The organism is Mesobacterium pallidum, assembly GCF_019966535.1.
Classification (GTDB): domain Bacteria; phylum Pseudomonadota; class Alphaproteobacteria; order Rhodobacterales; family Rhodobacteraceae; genus Mesobacterium; species Mesobacterium pallidum.
On the sequence record NZ_JAIMID010000005.1, the window covers coordinates 119,500 to 136,697 of the forward strand.

At 66.7% G+C, this 17,198-nt stretch carries 17 protein-coding genes; 8 read left to right on the top strand and 9 right to left on the bottom strand.

Annotation, left to right across the window (positions count from 1 at the left end; all coding sequences use genetic code 11):
- Window positions 1–36: 36 nt before the first annotated feature.
- On the bottom strand, window positions 37–1,023 hold the full coding sequence (gene deoC / locus MF270_RS09505) for a deoxyribose-phosphate aldolase (protein WP_238365642.1): 987 nt from the start codon (window positions 1,021–1,023) through the stop codon (window positions 37–39).
- Window positions 1,024–1,217: 194 nt separating this feature from the next.
- On the bottom strand, window positions 1,218–2,390 hold the full coding sequence (locus tag MF270_RS09510; RefSeq protein ID WP_238365782.1) for a thiolase family protein: 1,173 nt from the start codon (window positions 2,388–2,390) through the stop codon (window positions 1,218–1,220).
- Between the two features lie 88 nt (window positions 2,391–2,478).
- On the opposite strand from MF270_RS09510, the gene MF270_RS09515 reads away from it, so the two are divergent.
- From MF270_RS09515 to MF270_RS09530, 4 genes are all read left to right on the top strand, one after another.
- A complete protein-coding gene (locus tag MF270_RS09515; protein WP_238365643.1) occupies window positions 2,479–2,817 on the top strand; it encodes an STAS domain-containing protein in 339 nt (112 codons plus the stop codon).
- Window positions 2,810–3,301 carry an ATP-binding protein gene (locus MF270_RS09520; protein WP_238365644.1) on the top strand — a complete coding sequence of 164 codons (492 nt, stop codon included), beginning with the start codon at window positions 2,810–2,812 and terminating at the stop codon, window positions 3,299–3,301. Before MF270_RS09515 ends, MF270_RS09520 begins: the two co-directional genes overlap by 8 nt.
- Window positions 3,302–3,714: 413 nt before the next feature.
- Entirely contained in the window at window positions 3,715–5,292 is a 1,578-nt protein-coding gene (locus tag MF270_RS09525; protein ID WP_238365645.1) for a gamma-glutamyltransferase family protein, read from the top strand.
- Between the two features lie 2 nt (window positions 5,293–5,294).
- A complete protein-coding gene (locus MF270_RS09530) occupies window positions 5,295–5,684 on the top strand; it encodes a rhodanese-like domain-containing protein (protein WP_238365646.1) in 390 nt (129 codons plus the stop codon).
- 35 nt (window positions 5,685–5,719) lie between these two features.
- Here MF270_RS09530 and hspQ read toward each other — a convergent pair whose 3' ends face one another.
- Window positions 5,720–6,046, bottom strand: a complete 327-nt coding sequence (gene hspQ / locus MF270_RS09535; protein ID WP_238365647.1) for a heat shock protein HspQ — start codon at window positions 6,044–6,046, stop codon at window positions 5,720–5,722.
- 85 nt (window positions 6,047–6,131) lie between these two features.
- Here hspQ and MF270_RS09540 point away from each other — a divergent pair, with 85 nt between their 5' ends.
- Window positions 6,132–7,013, top strand: a complete 882-nt coding sequence (locus tag MF270_RS09540) for an AEC family transporter (protein WP_238365648.1) — start codon at window positions 6,132–6,134, stop codon at window positions 7,011–7,013.
- A 91-nt stretch (window positions 7,014–7,104) separates the two neighbouring features.
- A complete protein-coding gene (locus MF270_RS09545) occupies window positions 7,105–7,695 on the top strand; it encodes a transglycosylase SLT domain-containing protein (RefSeq protein WP_238365649.1) in 591 nt (196 codons plus the stop codon).
- 35 nt (window positions 7,696–7,730) lie between these two features.
- Here the strand turns inward: MF270_RS09545 and MF270_RS09550 are convergent, their stop codons facing one another.
- The 6 genes from MF270_RS09550 to MF270_RS09575 form a co-directional block, all read right to left on the bottom strand.
- Complete coding sequence (locus MF270_RS09550) at window positions 7,731–8,312, bottom strand: LolA family protein (protein WP_238365650.1); 582 nt, start codon at window positions 8,310–8,312, stop codon at window positions 7,731–7,733.
- Window positions 8,313–8,559: 247 nt separating this feature from the next.
- Entirely contained in the window at window positions 8,560–11,898 is a 3,339-nt protein-coding gene (locus MF270_RS09555; protein WP_238365651.1) for a DNA translocase FtsK, read from the bottom strand.
- A gap of 13 nt (window positions 11,899–11,911) precedes the next feature.
- Entirely contained in the window at window positions 11,912–13,090 is a 1,179-nt protein-coding gene (locus MF270_RS09560) for an aminotransferase class I/II-fold pyridoxal phosphate-dependent enzyme (RefSeq protein ID WP_238365652.1), read from the bottom strand.
- A gap of 292 nt (window positions 13,091–13,382) precedes the next feature.
- Entirely contained in the window at window positions 13,383–14,489 is a 1,107-nt protein-coding gene (locus tag MF270_RS09565; protein WP_238365653.1) for a site-specific DNA-methyltransferase, read from the bottom strand.
- 110 nt (window positions 14,490–14,599) lie between these two features.
- The gene (locus MF270_RS09570; protein ID WP_238365654.1) at window positions 14,600–15,238 is read right to left on the bottom strand and encodes a ribonuclease HII; all 639 of its coding nucleotides are present in this window, start codon (window positions 15,236–15,238) and stop codon (window positions 14,600–14,602) included.
- A 152-nt stretch (window positions 15,239–15,390) separates the two neighbouring features.
- Window positions 15,391–15,795 carry a hypothetical protein gene (locus tag MF270_RS09575; RefSeq protein WP_238365655.1) on the bottom strand — a complete coding sequence of 135 codons (405 nt, stop codon included), beginning with the start codon at window positions 15,793–15,795 and terminating at the stop codon, window positions 15,391–15,393.
- A gap of 193 nt (window positions 15,796–15,988) precedes the next feature.
- On the opposite strand from MF270_RS09575, the gene MF270_RS09580 reads away from it, so the two are divergent.
- Window positions 15,989–16,273, top strand: coding sequence for a hypothetical protein (locus tag MF270_RS09580; protein WP_238365656.1), 285 nt, complete (start codon window positions 15,989–15,991; stop codon window positions 16,271–16,273).
- Entirely contained in the window at window positions 16,245–16,949 is a 705-nt protein-coding gene (locus MF270_RS09585; RefSeq protein WP_238365657.1) for a winged helix-turn-helix domain-containing protein, read from the top strand. The genes MF270_RS09580 and MF270_RS09585 overlap by 29 nt, the downstream gene beginning before the upstream one ends.
- Window positions 16,950–17,198 lie beyond the last annotated feature (249 nt).

Genomic DNA, 17,198 nt, shown 5'->3' on the forward strand with positions numbered 1-17,198 from the left:
CCCCAAATACTCGAATCCAACAGCTCAACCCCACGATCACGCCAGCGCATGGCGGTACCCGACCGAGTAGCGCCCGGTCACGTAGTGCTCGAGCTGCCGTTCGATATCGCCCAGCAGCGACGAGGCGCCAAAGCGGAAAAGGTCGGGCCGCAGCCAGCGGTCGCCGAGTTCGTCCTTGATCAGCGACAGGTAAGTCAGCGAGTCCTTTGCCTTGGAAATCCCGCCCGCCGGCTTGTAGCCGACGCGGTAGCCGGTCCGTTCAAAGTAATCGCGGATGGCGCGGATCATCACCAGGCTGACGGGCAGGGTCGCATTGACGCCCTCCTTGCCGGTCGAGGTCTTGATGAAATCCGCCCCGGCCATCATGCAGATGACGCTGGCCCGGGCGACGTTGCGCAGGGTCCCCAGCTCTCCGGTGGCGAGGATCGCCTTGACATGCGCCTCGCCGCAGGCGGCGCGGAAGGCGCGCATCTCGTCATACAGCGCCTGCCAGTTGCCGGTCAGCACGTGGCGGCGCGAGATGACGATGTCGATCTCATGCGCGCCGGCGGCGACGCTGGCCTCGATCTCCGCCACCCGCAGCGGGAAGGGCGAGAGGCCGGCCGGAAAGCCGGTCGAGACGGCCGCGACCGGGATGCCCGAGCCCGCGAGCGCCGCGACGGCCGGTTCGATCATGTCGTGGTAGACGCAGACCGCGCCGACCGTGAGGTCCGGCAGGCCGATGGCGTCCAGGATATCCGCCCGCACCGGCTGCCGCGCCTTGGCGCAAAGCCGCGCGACGCGGCCCGCGGTGTCATCGCCCGCCAGCGTCGTCAGGTCGATGCAGGAGATGGCGCGGGCCAGCCAGGCGGCCTGGTAGTCCTTCTTGACCGAGCGGCGGCCGGGCAGCGTGGCCGCGCGGCGTTCGATGGCCGAGGTATTGGCCTGAAGCCCCCGCACCCAGTCGAGGTCGAGATCCATCCCCGGGTTGCGCGGCTCAAGCGCCTGGGCCGTACGCGAGCTGTGGGTCGTGCTGCTGTCCATGGGAAATTTTGACCTCTTGGTAAAATTTCTGCCAACCTGCCAGTCTTTGGCCGGTCGGGCAATCCCGGTTGAGTATAGACGTTCCGTCGCCTGTGGCGAGGGATTGCATCAAGGTCGGCGATGCGCCCTGTGGCCGGGGGCGGGACCGGGGCGCTGCCCCGGACCCCGGAGTATTTGTGGAATAATGAAAGGGATCAGGGGCGCTCGATGGCGATGGCGGTGCCTTCGCCGCCGCCGATGCAGATCGCCGCGATGCCGCGTTTCAGCCCGCGTTTTTCCAGTGCGTTGAGCAGCGTCACCATGATCCGTGCGCCGCTGGCGCCGATGGGGTGGCCCAGCGCGCAGGCGCCGCCGTTGACGTTCACGATGTCGCGGGGCAGGCCCATCTCCTTCATGAAGGCCATGGGGACGACCGCGAAGGCCTCGTTCACCTCCCACAGATCGACGTCGCCGCGGTCCCAGCCGAGCCTCTCCATCAGCTTGCGGGCTGCCGGGACGGGGGCGGTGGGGAATTGCGCGGGCGCCTGGGCGTGGCTGGCATGGCCAAGGATGCGGGCGCGGATCTTGAGGCCTGCGCTGTCCGCGTGGTCGCGGGACGACAGGAGCAGCGCCGCCGCGCCGTCCGAGATCGAGGAGGAATTGGCCGCCGTCACCGTGCCATCCTTGCGGAAGGCGGGTTTCAGCAGCGGGATCTTTTCGGGCCGGGCCTTGCCGGGCTGTTCGTCGCGGGTGATGACCTCTTCGCCCGACCGGGCATGGACCGTGACGGCGCAGATCTCGCCGTCGAAGGCGCCGCTACGTTCGGCGTCGAGCGCGTTGGAGAGCGAGCCCAGCGCGTACTGGTCCTGGTCCTCGCGGGTGAACTGGAACGCCTCGGCGCAATCCTCGGCGAAGGTGCCCATGAGGCGGCCCTTGTCATAGGCATCCTCGAGCCCGTCGAGGAACATGTGGTCCTGCGCCGTCTGGTGGCCGATCCGGGCGCCGTCGCGCATCTTGGGCAGCAGGTAGGGGGCATTGGTCATGCTCTCCATCCCGCCGGCGATCATGGTGGCGGCATGGCCAAGCGCGATCTGGTCGAAGGCCATCATCGCCGCCTTCATCCCCGAGCCGCACATCTTGTTGAGCGTGGTGGCCGGGACCTCCTGGCCAAGGCCCGCAGCAAAACCGGCCTGGCGGGCGGGCGCCTGGCCCTGGCCTGCGGGCAGCACGCAGCCCATGAGCACCTCGTCGGCCGTTTTGGCCCCCGCGTCCCTGAGCGCGGCGCGAATCGCCGCACCGCCCAGCGCGCTGGCCTCGACGCCGCCAAAGACGCCCTGGAACCCTCCCATCGGGGTCCGCGCGGCCCCCGCGATCACCACGTCCTTCATGTCGCTCCCTCCGATATCATGGGTCATGCATACCGGGTGTTAAGGATTGCGGTCTAGTCTGGCGTCACCTGATTTAGCGGAGACTTCCATGGACCTTTCCAGCAAGATCGAACGCGACGTTCAGATCGTCACGGCCGAACTGGACCGAATCGACGCCGCGGTGGCGATCCAGTTCAAGGATTGGATGCGGGACGTGACCGCCGGGAACGAGTGCCGCGTGATCCTCGATCTCGGCAAGGTCGGCTTCATCGATTCGAGCGGACTGGGCGCCATCGTCGCCTCGCTCAAGCAGATGCCGGACGGTCGGCGGCTCGACCTGGCCTGCCTGCAGCCGACGGTCGAGAAGGTGTTCCGCCTGACGCGCATGGACACGGTCTTTGCCATCCACAGGACCGTCGCCGAAGGGCTGGGACACGGCCGTGCGTGAACAGCCGGGGGCACATTTCCACAGCGATCCGGCGGCGCGCGGGTCGGCCCGCACGCCCGGCGACACCGGATTCCACCTCAGTTTCGAGAGCGGTGACCTGGCGACCCGCGACGCACTGAAATCCGTGGTCGGCAACCTGCACAGCCGCGGCCTTGGCGGCGAACTGGTCGGCTCGGTCGAGCTGGTGCTGGCCGAAATCCTCAACAACATCTCGGAACATGCCTATGCGGATCGACCCACCGGGCCGGTCGACCTGCGCATGTCGGTCAGTGGCGGCCTGTTGCGGGTCGAGATCGTGGACCAGGGCATTCCGCTGCCCGACACCGGTCTGCCCGGGATGGGCGATGCCGACGTGCCAGCCGAGACAGCCGAGCTGCCCGAGGGCGGGTTCGGCTGGTTCCTGATCCACCAGTTGACGGAGTCCCTGCAGTACCGCCGGGACACCGGGCGCAACCGCTTGACCGTGACCTTCGCCTGCACCTGAAGCGCCCCGCGCATCACGGCCCGGCCCCGCGGTCGCGTGCTGCACGGGCTCTTGAAGGCCCCCGAAACCGCCCCAGTGACCGCAATACGGGCGCCGCGCGCGCCGTGCTGCACCGCGGGTCGCGACGCGGTTCGATCGTTAACCACGATAGGTCCAAAAGCCGCGAAAGCGCCGCATTCGTTCCTCAAACGAGCCCAGATGGACCCGCATAAGGAACGGGTAGCTGCATATGGCTTCCCTCGGTGCCGCGTCTTCAATAGCCCCCACCCAGTGCGCGGCACCGAGGTCTATACCATCCGCTACGACACGCAGCGCCCGCCGGAAGGCGGGCGTTTGCGTTTGCCCCTTTATTCCCCCGCGCGTCCCTGACTAATCTGCACCGACCAATCCGGACCACTCGAGGACCTGACAGCATGCGCGATTTTTCCCTTCCCGGCCGCTCTGCCACATATGCTGCGAACGGGATGTGCGCGACGTCGCATCCGCTGGCCGCCAAGGTCGCGCTGGATATCCTGCAAGCCGGTGGCAACGCGGTGGACGCCGCCGTTGCCGGGGCGGTGCTGCTGGGGGTGTGCGAGCCGTCGATGACGGGCCTCGGCGGCGATTGCTTTGCGCTGATCGCGCAGCCGGGCGCGCCGGTGCAGGCGCTGAACGGCTCGGGCCGTGCCGTCGCGGCCGCCGACCCGGAGGCGCTGCGCGCCCGCGGCCTGACGGCCATCGAGCCCCATTCCACGGATGCGATCACCCTGCCCGGCGCGGTCGATGCCTTCTGCCACCTGGCCGAGACGCAGGGCAAGCTGGGCCTGGACCGCCTGCTTGCCCCCGCGATCCACTATGCCGACGCGGGCATTCCCGTCGCCCCCCGTGTCGCGCGCGACTGGGTCGCCGACGGGCCGGCCTTGCAGGGTCATGGCCGCGACCATTACCTCGACGCGGGCAATCCGCTGACCATCGGCCAGCTTTTCCGCGCGCCCGGCCAGGCCGAGGCGTTGCGCCGGGTCGCGCGCCAGGGCCGCGACGGCTTCTACGCCGGCGAGGTGGCCGAGGACATGGTCGCCAGCCTGCAAGCAGCAGGCGGCGCCCATACGCTGGACGATTTCGCGCGCGTCGCCTGCACCCCGACCGCGCCCATCGGCGCCCCGGTGGAAGGCTACGAGCTGCTCGAGCATCCGCCGAACGGCCAGGGCGCGACCGCGCTCTTGATGCTGAACATCCTCGGATACTTCGACATCGCCGCCATGGACCCCTTCGGCGCCGAGCGCGCGCATGTCGAGGCAGAGGCGGCCAAGCTGGCCTACGACGCCCGCAACCGTTTCATCGCCGACCCGGATGTGCTGGACGCCACCGAACGCATGATCTCGCCCGCCACGGCCAAGGCGCTGGCGGCGCTGATCCACCCGGACAGGGCCCTGCCGTACCCCGTCAGCCCGCTGACCGAGCAGGTGCACAAGGACACCGTCTACATCACCGTGGTCGACCGTGACCGCATGGCGGTGTCGCTGATCTACTCGATCTTCAACGGCTTCGGCTCGGGTCTTGCGTCGAAGAAGTTCGGCATCCTGTTCCAGAACCGCGGCGCGGGCTTCAACCTGACCAAAGGGCACCCGAACGAGCTGGGTCCGGGCAAGCGCCCGCTGCACACGATCATCCCGGCGATGCTGATGCACGGCGGCCGCGCCGTCATGCCCTACGGCGTCATGGGCGGACAGTACCAGCCGGTCGGCCACGTGCGGGTGCTGCAGAACATGCTGCTGTGGGGCATGGACCCGCAGGAAGCCATCGACGGCGCCCGCTGCTTTGCCGATGCCGGCAAGCTGCAGCTGGAAAGCGGATATTCCGACGCCGTCGCGGCCGAGCTGGCGGCGCGCGGCCACGACATAGACCGGATCACCAAGCCGCTTGGCGGTGGCCAGGCGATCCGCATTCTCGGAAACGGCGTGCTGGAAGGCGGGTCGGACCCCCGCAAGGACGGCTGCGCGATAGGATACTGACCATGCCCATCACCCCCGTGAAAGACCTCGTGGCCCAGGCAAAGACGCAGATCCGCACCCTGCCGGCGGACGAGGTGCAGCGCCTGTCCGACGCGGGCGAGATCCTGCTGGTCGACATCCGCGACCCGCGCGAGCTGACGCGCGACGGCAAGATCCCCGGCGCCTTTTCCGCCCCGCGCGGGATGCTGGAATTCTGGGTGGACCCGTCCAGCCCCTACCACAAGCCGGCGCTGGTGACGGACAAGATGCTGGTTCTCTACTGCGCCAGCGCCTGGCGCTCGGCCCTCGCGGTCAAGGCCCTGCAGGAGATGGGGGTCGAGAACATCGCCGAGCTTCAGGACGGCTTTTCCGCCTGGAAAAAAGCCGGCCGCCCGGTCGAAACGCCGGAATGACGATGTAAGGTGGGCATCCTGCCCACCGCCCGGCCTCAGTTGAGCTGGAAGTGCAGCGGGTAGTACCCGTCCTCGAAGGGTCCGAAAAGATCGGGAATATCCGGGTGTTCGACCGGCTCGCCGGAGTAATCGGCGATCAGGTTCTGCTCGGACACGTAGGCCACGTAGTAGCTTTGGTCGTTCTCGGCCAGCAGGTGATAGAACGGCTGCCCCTTGGCGGGCCGCGCATCCTCCGGGATCGACTCGTACCATTCCTCGGTATTCGAGAATTCGGGGTCGACGTCGAACACCACCCCCCGGAAGGGATGCTTCCGATGGCGCACGATTTGCCCGAGATTATATTTTGCGCGTGTCTTTAACATGTCATTGCAGCCCCTTGCCCCTGTTAGTAAGGGGATTCTTGGTAAAAAGTCCAATACCCGACGTGACTTTTCGGAGAAACACTCTGTGAACACAGCACTGACAGTCCTCGAAATCGTCTCGCCGGTGTTTTTCCTGGCCGTGATCGGCTTTGCCTGGGTCAAGGCGGGCTGGGATTTCCGCCTGGAATTCGTGACCCGGATGGCGATGACGCTGTCGGTGCCCTGCCTGATCTTCGTCGCCCTGATGAAGGCCGATATCGACCCCGCCGCGCTGCGCAACCTGTCGCTGGCGGCACTGGCGGCTTACGGCGCGGTCATCGTCGTCGTGTCGATCGTCGTGCGTGTCGCGGGACTGACGGCGCGGACCTATTCGGCGCCGCTGATCTTCGGCAACACCGGCAACGTCGGCCTGCCGCTGGCGCTCTTCGCTTACGGAGAGATCGGGCTCAGCTACGCCGTGGTGGTCTTCGCGGTCATGGCGATCCTCAGCTTCACCTTCGGGGTCTGGCTGGTGTCGGGCGGCGGCAACCCCTTCCGCGCGCTCAAGGAACCGATGGTCTGGGGCACGATGGCCGGCGCCCTGTTCCAGTGGCAGGGATGGGAGACGCCAACCTTCCTGACCAACACGCTGCAGCTCATCGGCCAGATGGCGATCCCGCTGATGCTGATCACGCTGGGCGTCGCCGTGGCGCGGCTGACGCCGGGGCGGGTAGCCCAGGCCATCGGGCTGTCGCTGCTCAAGCTGGTGATCTGCATCGCGGTGCCCTGGGCCGTGGGGCTGGCCTTCGCGCTCGACCGGGTGGCCTTTGCCGTGCTGGTGCTGCAGGTCTCGACCCCCGTGGCGGTGACGTCCTACCTGCTGGCGACCAAGTATGGCGCCGACGCGGATTCGGTCGCGGGCCTCGTCGTGGTCTCGACGCTGCTGTCGGTCGTGGCCATGCCGCTCTTGTTGGCGGTTCTCCTCTGACGGCCTGGTCACCTGTGGAAATCGTGATTTCAACTCTGCGCGCTTTTCGCTAGACTGGCCTCAAAACAAGACAAGACCAAGCGAGGGGCAGATGAGCAGAACTCTTCGCGCATTGATCGTATTACTCCTGGTGGCTTCCTGCGGGGGCAGCCGGGACGCGACAGCGCCGCGTTCACTGGACGACGCCTGCGCCATCCTGGCGCAACGTCCGCATTTCGTGCGGGCCTTCCGCGACACCGAGCGTCGCTGGAAAGTGCCGACGCATGTGCAGATGGCCACGATCTACCAGGAATCCAAGTTCATCGGAAACGCGCGCACGCCGTTCCGCTACACGCTGGGGATCCTGCCGATGGGCCGCCAAAGCTCGGCCTACGGCTATGCGCAGGCGCTGGATGCGACCTGGGACGAATACCGCCAGGCCACCGGAAACCGGGGCGCCAAGCGGGACGACATCCGCGATGCCACGGATTTCATGGGCTGGTACATGAACCTGACGCAGGAACGGAACGGCATTTCGCTGCACGACGCGCGCAACCAGTACCTGAACTACCACGAAGGCCATTCGGGCTATCGCCGCGGCACGTACAACAGCAAGTCCTGGCTGCTGCGCGTGTCCGGAGAGGTCGGCCAGCGGTCCGAGCTCTACAAGGCGCAGCTACAAAGCTGCCCGCGCTACCGCTAAGCGTACCGGGCGGGCCCTGGGCCCGCCCTGCCGCATCAGTTCGTGGGGATGGCGAACAGCCGGTTCGGGATCGACCCGCCCTTGGTCAGCTCGCCCAGGATCACCGTGGTCTGGCTGCCCGAATCATCGTTGATCAGCCACTGGCGCAGTTCCGGGTTCGGCCCGGTGAACACCATCTGGATATTGCCATACTCCGGGTGCTCGGGGTCCTGCGCCGTGACGATGGTCTTGTTGCCGTCCTCGCGGTGCCCGGTCACCATCCGCGCCCGCGTCAGATCCACGTCCTTGGCCAGGATGATCGACAGCGGCGTGCGGTTCAGCGGGTATTGCTCGGGCGGCATGTTCGACTTCCGGTCGACGATCGCCACCGTGCTGCCCGAGGCCAGCACCAGCGCAGTTTCGGGCGGGTCGTATTCGAACCGCACCCGGCCCGGCCGCTTGATGTAGATCGTCCCGGTCGAGATCGTGCCGTCATCGTTGATCTGGGTGAATTTCGACTGCGCCGTGGTCAGGCTGTTGAGGTATTGCGACAAGGCGCCCAGCGACAGCTTTTCGGCCGAGGCGGGCAGCGCCGCCATCACGGCCAGGGCGCTTGCGGCGAACAGGGTACGAAACATTCTGACTTCCTTTGTTGTCCGGTTCGGTCCGATCCTGCCGGATCGCGCGCTGTCATGCGATAACAGGCGGCTTACATCTCATATCGGTCCGTCGGGCCCTCCGATCAAGACACCCAACGCGCCGCCAACCCCGTCGGTTCCACGCGAAACGGGGCCGCACATGCAGCCCCGCCCTTCACTTTTCCGAAAATACTCCGGGGGAGTCCGCCAACGGCGGACGGGGGCAGCGCCCCCTCCCCCGCCGGCCTTACTGCTGTTCCGGCACGAGAATCTCGCGCTTGCCCACGTGGTTCGAGGCGCTGACGACCCCCTCGTCCTCCATCTGCTCAACCAGGCGCGCGGCCTTGTTGTAGCCGATGCCCAGCTTGCGCTGGATGTACGAGGTCGAGCATTTGCGGTCCTTGATCACGATCGCGACAGCCTGGTCGTACAGCGCATCCTCGCCGCCCGTGTTGCCCCCGGTGTTCAGCCCCAGCACCGCGTCGATGTTGTCGGCCTTTTCCTCGTCCGGCCCCTCGACCACGCCGCCCACGTATTCCGGCGGGCCGAATTGCTTGAGGTGGTTGACGACCTCCTCGACCTCTTCATCGCTGACGAAGGGCCCGTGGCAGCGGGTGATCTTGGCCCCGCCGGCCATGTAAAGCATGTCGCCCATGCCCAGCAGCTGCTCGGCGCCCATTTCGCCCAGGATCGTGCGGCTGTCGACCTTGGACGTCACCTGGAACGAGATCCGGGTGGGGAAGTTCGCCTTGATCGTGCCGGTAATCACGTCGACCGACGGGCGCTGCGTGGCCATGATGATGTGGATGCCAGACGCCCGCGCCATCTGGGCAAGGCGCTGGATGCAGGCTTCGATTTCCTTGCCCGCCACCATCATCAGGTCGGCCATCTCGTCGACGATCACGACGATATAGGGCATCTTCCTCGGCTCGAATTCCTCGCTCTCGAAGATCGGCTCGCCTGTCTCGTCGTCGAACCCGGTCTGCACGGTGCGTTCGAACATCTCGTTGCGCGACAGGGCGTCGGCGACGCGGCTGTTGTAGCCGTCGATGTTGCGCACGCCCATCTTAGACATCTTGCGGTAGCGGTCCTCCATCTCGCCCACGACCCACTTGAGCGCCACGACGGCCTTCTTGGGGTCGGTCACCACGGGGCTCAGCAGGTGCGGGATGCCGTCATAGACGCTGAGTTCCAGCATCTTGGGGTCGATCATCACCAGCCGCAGGTCGTCCGGCGTCAGCTGGTAGAGCAGCGACAGGATCATGGTGTTGATCGCAACCGATTTACCCGACCCCGTGGTCCCCGCGATCAGCAGGTGAGGCATCTTGGCCAGGTTCGCGACCATCGGATCACCGCCGATGTCCTTGCCCAGCGCCAGCGGCAGCTTGTGGTTGCGGTCGCCGTAATCGCGGCTCGACAGGATCTCGCGGAACGACACCATCTCGCGCTTCTCATTGGGCAGTTCGATACCGATGACGCTGCGGCCGGGCACGGTGGACACGCGGGCCGACAGCGCGGACATGCTGCGCGCGATGTCGTCCGCCAGGCCGATGACGCGGCTCGCCTTGAGGCCCGGCGCGGGCTCCAGCTCGTACATGGTGACGACGGGGCCGGGTCGGACGCTGACGATCTCGCCCTTCACGCCATAATCGTCGAGCACGGATTCCAACATCCGCGCGTTCTCTTCCAGCGCCTCGTCCGAAAGGTGATGCCGCTCGATGCTGGCCGGGTTGCGCAGCAGCGACAGCGGCGGCAGCTCGTAATCCGCGGTGGCGTCGTCGAACTTGAGCGACGGCTGCGCCTCGGCCCGGGCCCGGGTCGAGGGCTGCATCGGCTTGCGGGTCGGGTGGACGACCTTGGCGGGCTGCGCCACGGGCGCGGCCGGGATCGGCGCGGCGACGCGGGGCTGCGGCGCCGGGGCCGCGTAGCCCGGCTCGTCATCAGCCGGAAAGCCGTCGTAGGGATCCTCGTCGTCGTAGGTCATCGCCGGATCGTCGTAGCGGTCGTCCGCTTCGGCCGCGTAGGCGTCTTCGGCGTCGTCCAGCTCGGCGGTGTAGCCGTCGTCGGCATAGGCATCCTCGGCCGCATAGGCGACGCCGGGGGCATCGTAACCCTCGTCTGCCGGCGCAAGCGCGGCCTCGGCCCAATCGGCCTCGTCCTGCCAGGGTGCCATCTCGCGCGCGACCGGAGCCTCGATCGGCTCGGCCGCGACGCGGCGCGGGCCAGACACGCGGGCCGCAGCCGGCGCCGCGGGCACGGGCCTGCGGGGCGCGGTCAGCGCGGGTTCGGGCGGCAGCGCATCACGGTGCTGCGCGGTCAGAGGCGGCTCAGGCGGCAGCTCGCGATGGGCGGCGGTCAGCGGCGGTTCGGCCATCACCATGCGCGGGCGCGAGGTGTCGAGCACCAGCGCCGAGGGGCCACGGCCCCGGCCCTTGGTCAGCCCCGTCGCCTGCACGCCGGTGACCGTCGTCGCACGGCCCTGCGGCGCGCGCACGCGCGACCGGATCACGTCGCCGATCTTGGACTTGATCCGTTCTTCGGTGGGCATGTCGGCCTCGAAGTCCAGCGCCTGGGGCTCGACCAGCTCGGGCTCGGGATCGGCGGCCAGCGGCGTCCGCTTCATCATCCGCGACAGGAAGCCGGGCTTGTCCTGCGGCATGTCGATCAGCGGCTCGTCGTCGAAAGGCGCATGGTGGTCGCTGACCACCGCGATGGGCGCGGGCCGCTCAAAGAAGGGCTCGTCATCGATCACCGGGTCCGTCGCAGGACGCCGCACGCGCGTGGCGGAGTGCGCAGCGGGAATGGTGCTGGCGACGGCATATTCCTCGGTCTGCTGGAGGGCGGCCCATTCGGCGGCCTCGGCCTTTTCGATCCGGCGCTGTTCGCGGCGGGCCTGCGCCCTGTGCTGCATGTCCTGCGCCCGGGCCAGCGCGCCAGAGGCGCCGCGACCGGCAAGGTTCATCGCCGTGGCATAGGCCATGATGATCCCGATCAGCAGGAACCGCCCGATGGTCTTGAGCTCGTGCTGCGTGAACCCCAGGACAAAGGCGCCGACGGCGAGGATGGCGACCCCCATCAGGAAGGACACGACCTTGAGACCAAAGGCGGTGCCCAGCGGCAGGATGTTCAGGAAGGTGCCCAGCACCGTGTCGCCGAAGAGGCCCCCAAGGCCAAAGCTGTGCGTCCAGTCGTCACCGGGCACCAGGGTCGAGGCGTAGACCGAGGCAAGCGCGATGGCGATGGGCGCGAAGATCAGCCGCGACACGGCGCGGTCGTCGCCGCGATGCAGGGCCAGGCGCAGCCCCCATGCGGCGAGAACGACGGCGATGCCCCAGGCCCCCTTGCCCACGATCATGAACAGCGGCGCCGACAGGGACGCGCCGAAGCGGCCCATCCAGTTCTGCACCGGCGCATCCGTGGCCGACAGCCAGGACGGATCATCGGGCGTGTAGGACCCGATCATCATCGCTGCCATGACCCCCAGGGCAATCAGCGCGAGCCCGGCCAGTTCCTTGCCACGCTTCTCGATCGCCATCGCCATGTTGCTGTCCAGCAGGGGGTCTCTCCCTTTTGTCTGATATGCCATGCTCGCCTCGTTCTTATTTGAAAAGACAGTCGCGAAGCTTTTCCAGCCCCGTCGCCATCTCGTCCCTTGGGGCCACCATCGCGACCCTTATGTATGTGCGGCCGGGGTTGTCTGCCCCCACGGTCCGCGACAGGTAGGCCCCCGGCAGGACCCGCACGCCGGTCTCCTGCCACAGTTTCAGGGCCGCCGCTTCGCCGTCGCCCACGTCGAGCCAGAGGAAGAATCCGCCTTCGGGCCCTTCGTACCCTGGCACGCCCGAAAAAATCTCGTCCGCGATGCGGAACTTGTCCTGGTAAAGCGCGCGGTTCTCGACCACATGCGCCTCGTCCGCCCAAAGCCGCGCCGACGCGGCCTGGATCGGCCCCGGCAGCGGCGCGCCCGCGTAGGAGCGCAGGAGCTGGATGCGTTTCAGCGATTCCGGCCCGCCCGCCACAAGACCCGAGCGCAGGCCCGGCACGTTCGACCGCTTGGACAGCGAGTTGAACAGCACCACCCGCTCGGGGTCCGCACCCATCGCGGCCGCGACGGTCAGCGCGCCGACGGGCTGGGCATCGCGGTAGATCTCGGAATAGCATTCATCCGCGAGGATCTGGAAGTCGTGCTTTTCGGCCAGCGCGATCAGGTCGCGCCAGTAGCCTTCGGTCGCAATCGTGCCCTGCGGGTTGGCCGGAGAGCAGATGTAGGCCAGCGCCGTGCGGTCCAGCACCTCGGGCGCGACGCTGCCGTAATCGGGCAGGAAACCGTTGTCTTTCGTGGCCGGCAGGAACACCGGCTCGGCCCCCACCGACATCGCCGAGATCATGTAGACCTGGTAAAACGGGTTGGGGATCAGCACCACGGGCCGCTTGCCGCGCAATGTCTCGGGACACAGCGCCATGCCGGCGTTGTACAGCCCCTCGCGCGTGCCGTTCAGCGGCATCACCTGCGCGGGCGGCAGGTCGACGCCGTAACGTCGGGAAATCCAGCCGGTCAGCGCCTCTTGCAGCGCGGGCGTGCCTTCGTTCTTGGGGTAGTCGTTGAACTCGGCCGCATGGGCCGCGATCACCTCGGGGACCCAGGTCGGGAAGGGGTGTTTCGGCTCGCCAATCGTCATGTGCAGCACGTCGCCGCCGGGGGCGTGCGTGTCCAGCAGCGCCCGCAACCGCGGGAACGCATAGGCCGGAAGGTCCGAGAACCGTTCGGATAGCTGCATGGGTCTGCTCTGCCTCGGGTTCGGGGTCGTTTTTCGCCCCGGGTTTGCGTGTCACGATAGCAACGCCTCGCATGCTCCGTCCAGAAAGATGGTGTGGAATTGGGCACTTGTGGCAGGAAGGTCGCATTTTGCGGCGAGCCGCAAAATCTATGAGTGGCCCGCGCGGGCGAACACCATCCCTTGTGTCCACCGCCAAAAAAATGCCCCGCCGCAAGGGACGGGGCATCAGTTGAGTGCCCATGTCAGACGCATGGGCACCGGCGGTGTTCGAATGTCGTTGAAAAACCGGGGCTCAGTTCGGCCGGTCGGTCATTTCCGAGCGGATCTGCTGGCGCAGCACGTCGATCGGCACGGTCTTGCCGTCGCGCTTGAAATGCCAGTAGGTCCAGCCGTTGCAACTGGGCGCGCCCTCGAGATGGGCACCGACCTGGTGGATCGAACCCTTGACGTCATCGCCGATCAGCGTGCCGTCCGCGCGGACCTTCACCATCTGGCCGCGGGCGTTCATCAGCATCTCGCCGGGGCGCAAGAGCCCGCGTTCGACCACCTGGCCAAAGGGCACCCGCGGCTCGGCCCGCTTGGAGGCCGAGACCTGCAGCGCATCACGATCAAAGCGGCGGACCTTGGACAGGCGCTTTTCGGCGACCTCGCGGTAGGCGGCCTCGCGTTCGATCCCGATGAAGTCGCGGCCCAGCATCTTGGCCACGGCGCCGGTAGTGCCTGTGCCGAAGAACGGGTCCAGCACCACGTCGCCGGGGTTGGTCGAGCCGACCAGCACGCGGTGCAGCAGCGCCTCGGGCTTCTGCGTCGGGTGGGCCTTGTCGCCGTTGCCGTCCTTGAGCCGCTCGCCGCCGTTGCAGATCGGCAGCACCCAGTCGCTGCGCATCTGGATGCCCTCGTTCAGGGCCTTCAGCGCTTCGTAGTTGAAGGTGTACTTGGCGCCTTCGCTTTTCGACGCCCAGATCATCGTCTCGTGGGCATTGGTGAACCGCTTGCCGCGAAAGTTCGGCATCGGGTTCGACTTGCGCCAGACCACGTCGTTCAGGATCCAGTAGCCGGCATCCTGCAGCGCGGCCCCCACCCGGAAGATGTTGTGGTACGACCCGATGACCCAGATCGCGCCGTTCGGCTTGAGCAGCCGCTGCGCCGCCTTGAGCCACTGCCGCGTGAACTGGTCATAGGTGGCAAAGCTCGCGAACTGGTCCCATTCGTCATCGACCGCGTCGACACGGGAATTGTCCGGCCGGTGCAATTCGCCCTTGAGCTGCAGGTTGTAGGGCGGATCGGCAAAGATCAGGTCCACGCTTTCGGCCGGGAGACTGTTCATCATCTCGATGCAATCGCCCGCAAGGATCGTGTTGAGCGGGAGCGATTCCGCCCGCGTCTTGGTCTTGGTCATCACTGTCTGCCTCTGACTGCGCCCATGGCGCCTGCCTCGTGCACCTTTGCGGTGCTGTTGTTGGCATCAGGATGAGTCAGGACCGAATCGCCGTCAATTTCTTTTTTGAATCAAGAGGTTGAGGATTTGGCTTGATACAAGATATTGTGGACCGGCTTGAAGGTTCGTCTATGGTGTGGGGTAACCCCGAGATTTTGAAGCGCCGCTTTGTGGCTTTTTGTCGGGTATCCGGCGTTTGTTTCCCAGCCGTATCCGGGCCAGTGTTGCGCCAAATCCCGCATGACATAATCTCGCCTGATTTTGGCCACAATCGAGGCCGCCGCGATCGACATCGACCGGGCGTCGCCCTTGACGATCGGAGTGGCGGGCAGGTTCAGGCCACGGGGAATCATCTTGCCGTCGATCAGCAGGTGATCGGGGCGAATCGCCAGCCCCTCGACCGCGCGGCGCATGGCGAGATGGCTGGCCTGCAAGATGTTGATCTCGTCGATCTCGTCGACCGTGGCCTCCCCGATGGACACGATGGCCGAGGCATGGATCTCTTCGGCCAGCCGTTCGCGGGATTTCGCGGTCAACATCTTGGAATCGCGCAGGCCCAGGGGCAGGTGCGCAAGATCGAGGATCACCGCCGCCGCCATCACCGGCCCGGCCAGCGGCCCGCGCCCCACCTCGTCGACGCCGGCGATCGCGGTGGCACCGGCTGCCCGGGCGGCCTCTTCGAAACTCAGGTCGGAGTCATATCGGTCCATCATGGTCCCTTCAAACCGCAGGACCCGATCCGACGCAAGAGACCGGGGGCAGGTCTGCACCTGCCCCCGGTCCGGCCGCCCCCTGCCCCAGGGACAGGCCTGATCACGCGCCGCGCCTGAAAAAGGGGATGCGCCGCGACGCGCTGCCTGTCTCAGTTGCCCGCGAATGGGCGCGGCATGTGGCGCTCGCGGTCGTGCCGGCGGTCCTGGTCGCGCCAGGTGTGACGCTCGACCTCGCGGGTGACGACCTTCTTCTTGGGCTCGACCTTCACCACCTTGGTCTTCGGATGCACGTAGACCACCTTTTTCTTCGGCTGGATATAGACCACCTTGGGCTTGGGCTGCACGTAGATGACCTTGGGCTTGGGCTTGACGTAGACCACCTCCGGCTCGGACTTGCGGTCGTTGCTGTCCGAGATGATCTTGCCCAGGATGAACAGCGTGGTCAGACCGGCAAGCGCGTTGCCGAGGTCGCTGTCGGCCCGGGCGGGGGCGGTTGACAGGCCGGTGATCGCGATCGAGGCGGCGACGATGCCGGCAATGAAGGTACGGGACATGGGGTCATTCCTTTTGCTTGGGTTGGCCCGCCCCTCACCGTGACGGGCAAGCGATGACTCGACCCTCGCCCCGGCCCCCGAAATCGGGCAATAACAGCCCCCTGTTATCGCATATCAACCGCTCCATACCCCTTTGGTTATTGAATAACCGCGGCTCGGCACGCATTGTCGGCCCATCTCAACAGAGGCTGCCATGACCCGCCCCATCCTCCTTTCCATCGGCTTCGTGCTGGCGCTTTCGGGTGCCGCCCAGGCCGCCTGCTACGCCGATTACAAGGCCAAGCAGGACAAGCCCCTGCGCCTGCACTACGGTGTCGCCGAGATCACCGGCCGCTGCACGGAAGACGCTGCCGAACGCGCACTGCGCCCGCGCCTCGACGCGGCCGGCTGGACCCTGCTCAACGTGGTGTCGGTGTTTGACGAGGACGGGCTGAAGGAAAGGAAGGCGAGTGCGGGAAACTTCTACCTCCGCTATTGAGGCCCGTCGCTCGGGCAGCCGCATCGTCGCGCTTGGCATCGCCGCCATCGTGATGGTGCTGGGGGTGGTCTCGGCCTTCCTCGTCTTCACCCTGCCCGACGCAAACGCCTTCAACACCCGGGTCGAACGGATCTTCGTCGAGAACGACAACCTGACCTCCGAGGCCGAGATCAAGCTGCTCGAGATCCTCGCGCAGTCCGGCACGGCCTTTTCCGACACGCTGGCCAGCTACCGGGTGGTGATCTTCATCCTGCTGGTCTTTGCGACCGCGATGATGATCGCGGCGCTGGTGTTCCTGGTGGGGCTGGTGGTGCTGAACCGCCGCATGGCGCAGATCGAACGCTCGGGCATCCAGGTGAGCGAGCTGATGATCAGCCGCGAGGAACGCACGGTCTACATCAACACCATGGGTTTCAAGCTGACCGAGGCGGCGATGGAGACGCTGTCGATCCTGGCTGAGGCGCGCATGGACGACGACGTGCTCACCGGCGCCGAGATCGAGGGCATCATCTCGGGCCGCGACGCCAGCGACTGCGAGGAAGCCGCCGGCGCCACCCGCATCAAGCGCCTGCGCGACGCGCTCGGCAACCAGCTGGTCAGCGAGCTTTTGGTCAAGACCATTGCCCGCCGCGGCTATGTCCTGGCCATCGACAAGACCGTCATCAAGATGGTCTAGGCGCCGGCCCGCCCTTCATTATTCTGGAATTACTCCGGGGCGCGCGAGGGGCAGGCCCCTCGCGCTGCGTTCAGTGATTTCGCGCCAAGGCGCGAAAGCCTCCGGCGGGAGTATTTCGGGAAAAGTGAAAGGCAGGGGCGCCCCGATCCCTTTTCATCTTGCCGATAAACTCCGGGGGTATGGGGGCTGGCCCCCATTCGCGCCTTCCGCCAAGCGCCCCCCTTGCGTCTGGGCGCCCCGCCCCCCACG

What these genes read in the sequence shown, in the direction of transcription:
- deoC (WP_238365642.1), bottom strand. Translation starts at nt 1,023, where the DNA reads ATGGACAGCAGCACGACCCACAGCTCGCGTACGGCCCAGGCGCTTGAG.
- MF270_RS09510 (WP_238365782.1), bottom strand. Translation starts at nt 2,390, where the DNA reads ATGAAGGACGTGGTGATCGCGGGGGCCGCGCGGACCCCGATGGGAGGG.
- MF270_RS09515 (WP_238365643.1), top strand. Translation starts at nt 2,479, where the DNA reads ATGGACCTTTCCAGCAAGATCGAACGCGACGTTCAGATCGTCACGGCC.
- MF270_RS09525 (WP_238365645.1), top strand. Translation starts at nt 3,715, where the DNA reads ATGCGCGATTTTTCCCTTCCCGGCCGCTCTGCCACATATGCTGCGAAC.
- MF270_RS09530 (WP_238365646.1), top strand. Translation starts at nt 5,295, where the DNA reads ATGCCCATCACCCCCGTGAAAGACCTCGTGGCCCAGGCAAAGACGCAG.
- hspQ (WP_238365647.1), bottom strand. Translation starts at nt 6,046, where the DNA reads ATGTTAAAGACACGCGCAAAATATAATCTCGGGCAAATCGTGCGCCAT.
- MF270_RS09545 (WP_238365649.1), top strand. Translation starts at nt 7,105, where the DNA reads ATGAGCAGAACTCTTCGCGCATTGATCGTATTACTCCTGGTGGCTTCC.
- MF270_RS09550 (WP_238365650.1), bottom strand. Translation starts at nt 8,312, where the DNA reads ATGTTTCGTACCCTGTTCGCCGCAAGCGCCCTGGCCGTGATGGCGGCG.
- MF270_RS09555 (WP_238365651.1), bottom strand. Translation starts at nt 11,898, where the DNA reads ATGGCATATCAGACAAAAGGGAGAGACCCCCTGCTGGACAGCAACATG.
- MF270_RS09560 (WP_238365652.1), bottom strand. Translation starts at nt 13,090, where the DNA reads ATGCAGCTATCCGAACGGTTCTCGGACCTTCCGGCCTATGCGTTCCCG.
- MF270_RS09565 (WP_238365653.1), bottom strand. Translation starts at nt 14,489, where the DNA reads ATGACCAAGACCAAGACGCGGGCGGAATCGCTCCCGCTCAACACGATC.
- MF270_RS09570 (WP_238365654.1), bottom strand. Translation starts at nt 15,238, where the DNA reads ATGGACCGATATGACTCCGACCTGAGTTTCGAAGAGGCCGCCCGGGCA.
- MF270_RS09575 (WP_238365655.1), bottom strand. Translation starts at nt 15,795, where the DNA reads ATGTCCCGTACCTTCATTGCCGGCATCGTCGCCGCCTCGATCGCGATC.
- MF270_RS09580 (WP_238365656.1), top strand. Translation starts at nt 15,989, where the DNA reads ATGACCCGCCCCATCCTCCTTTCCATCGGCTTCGTGCTGGCGCTTTCG.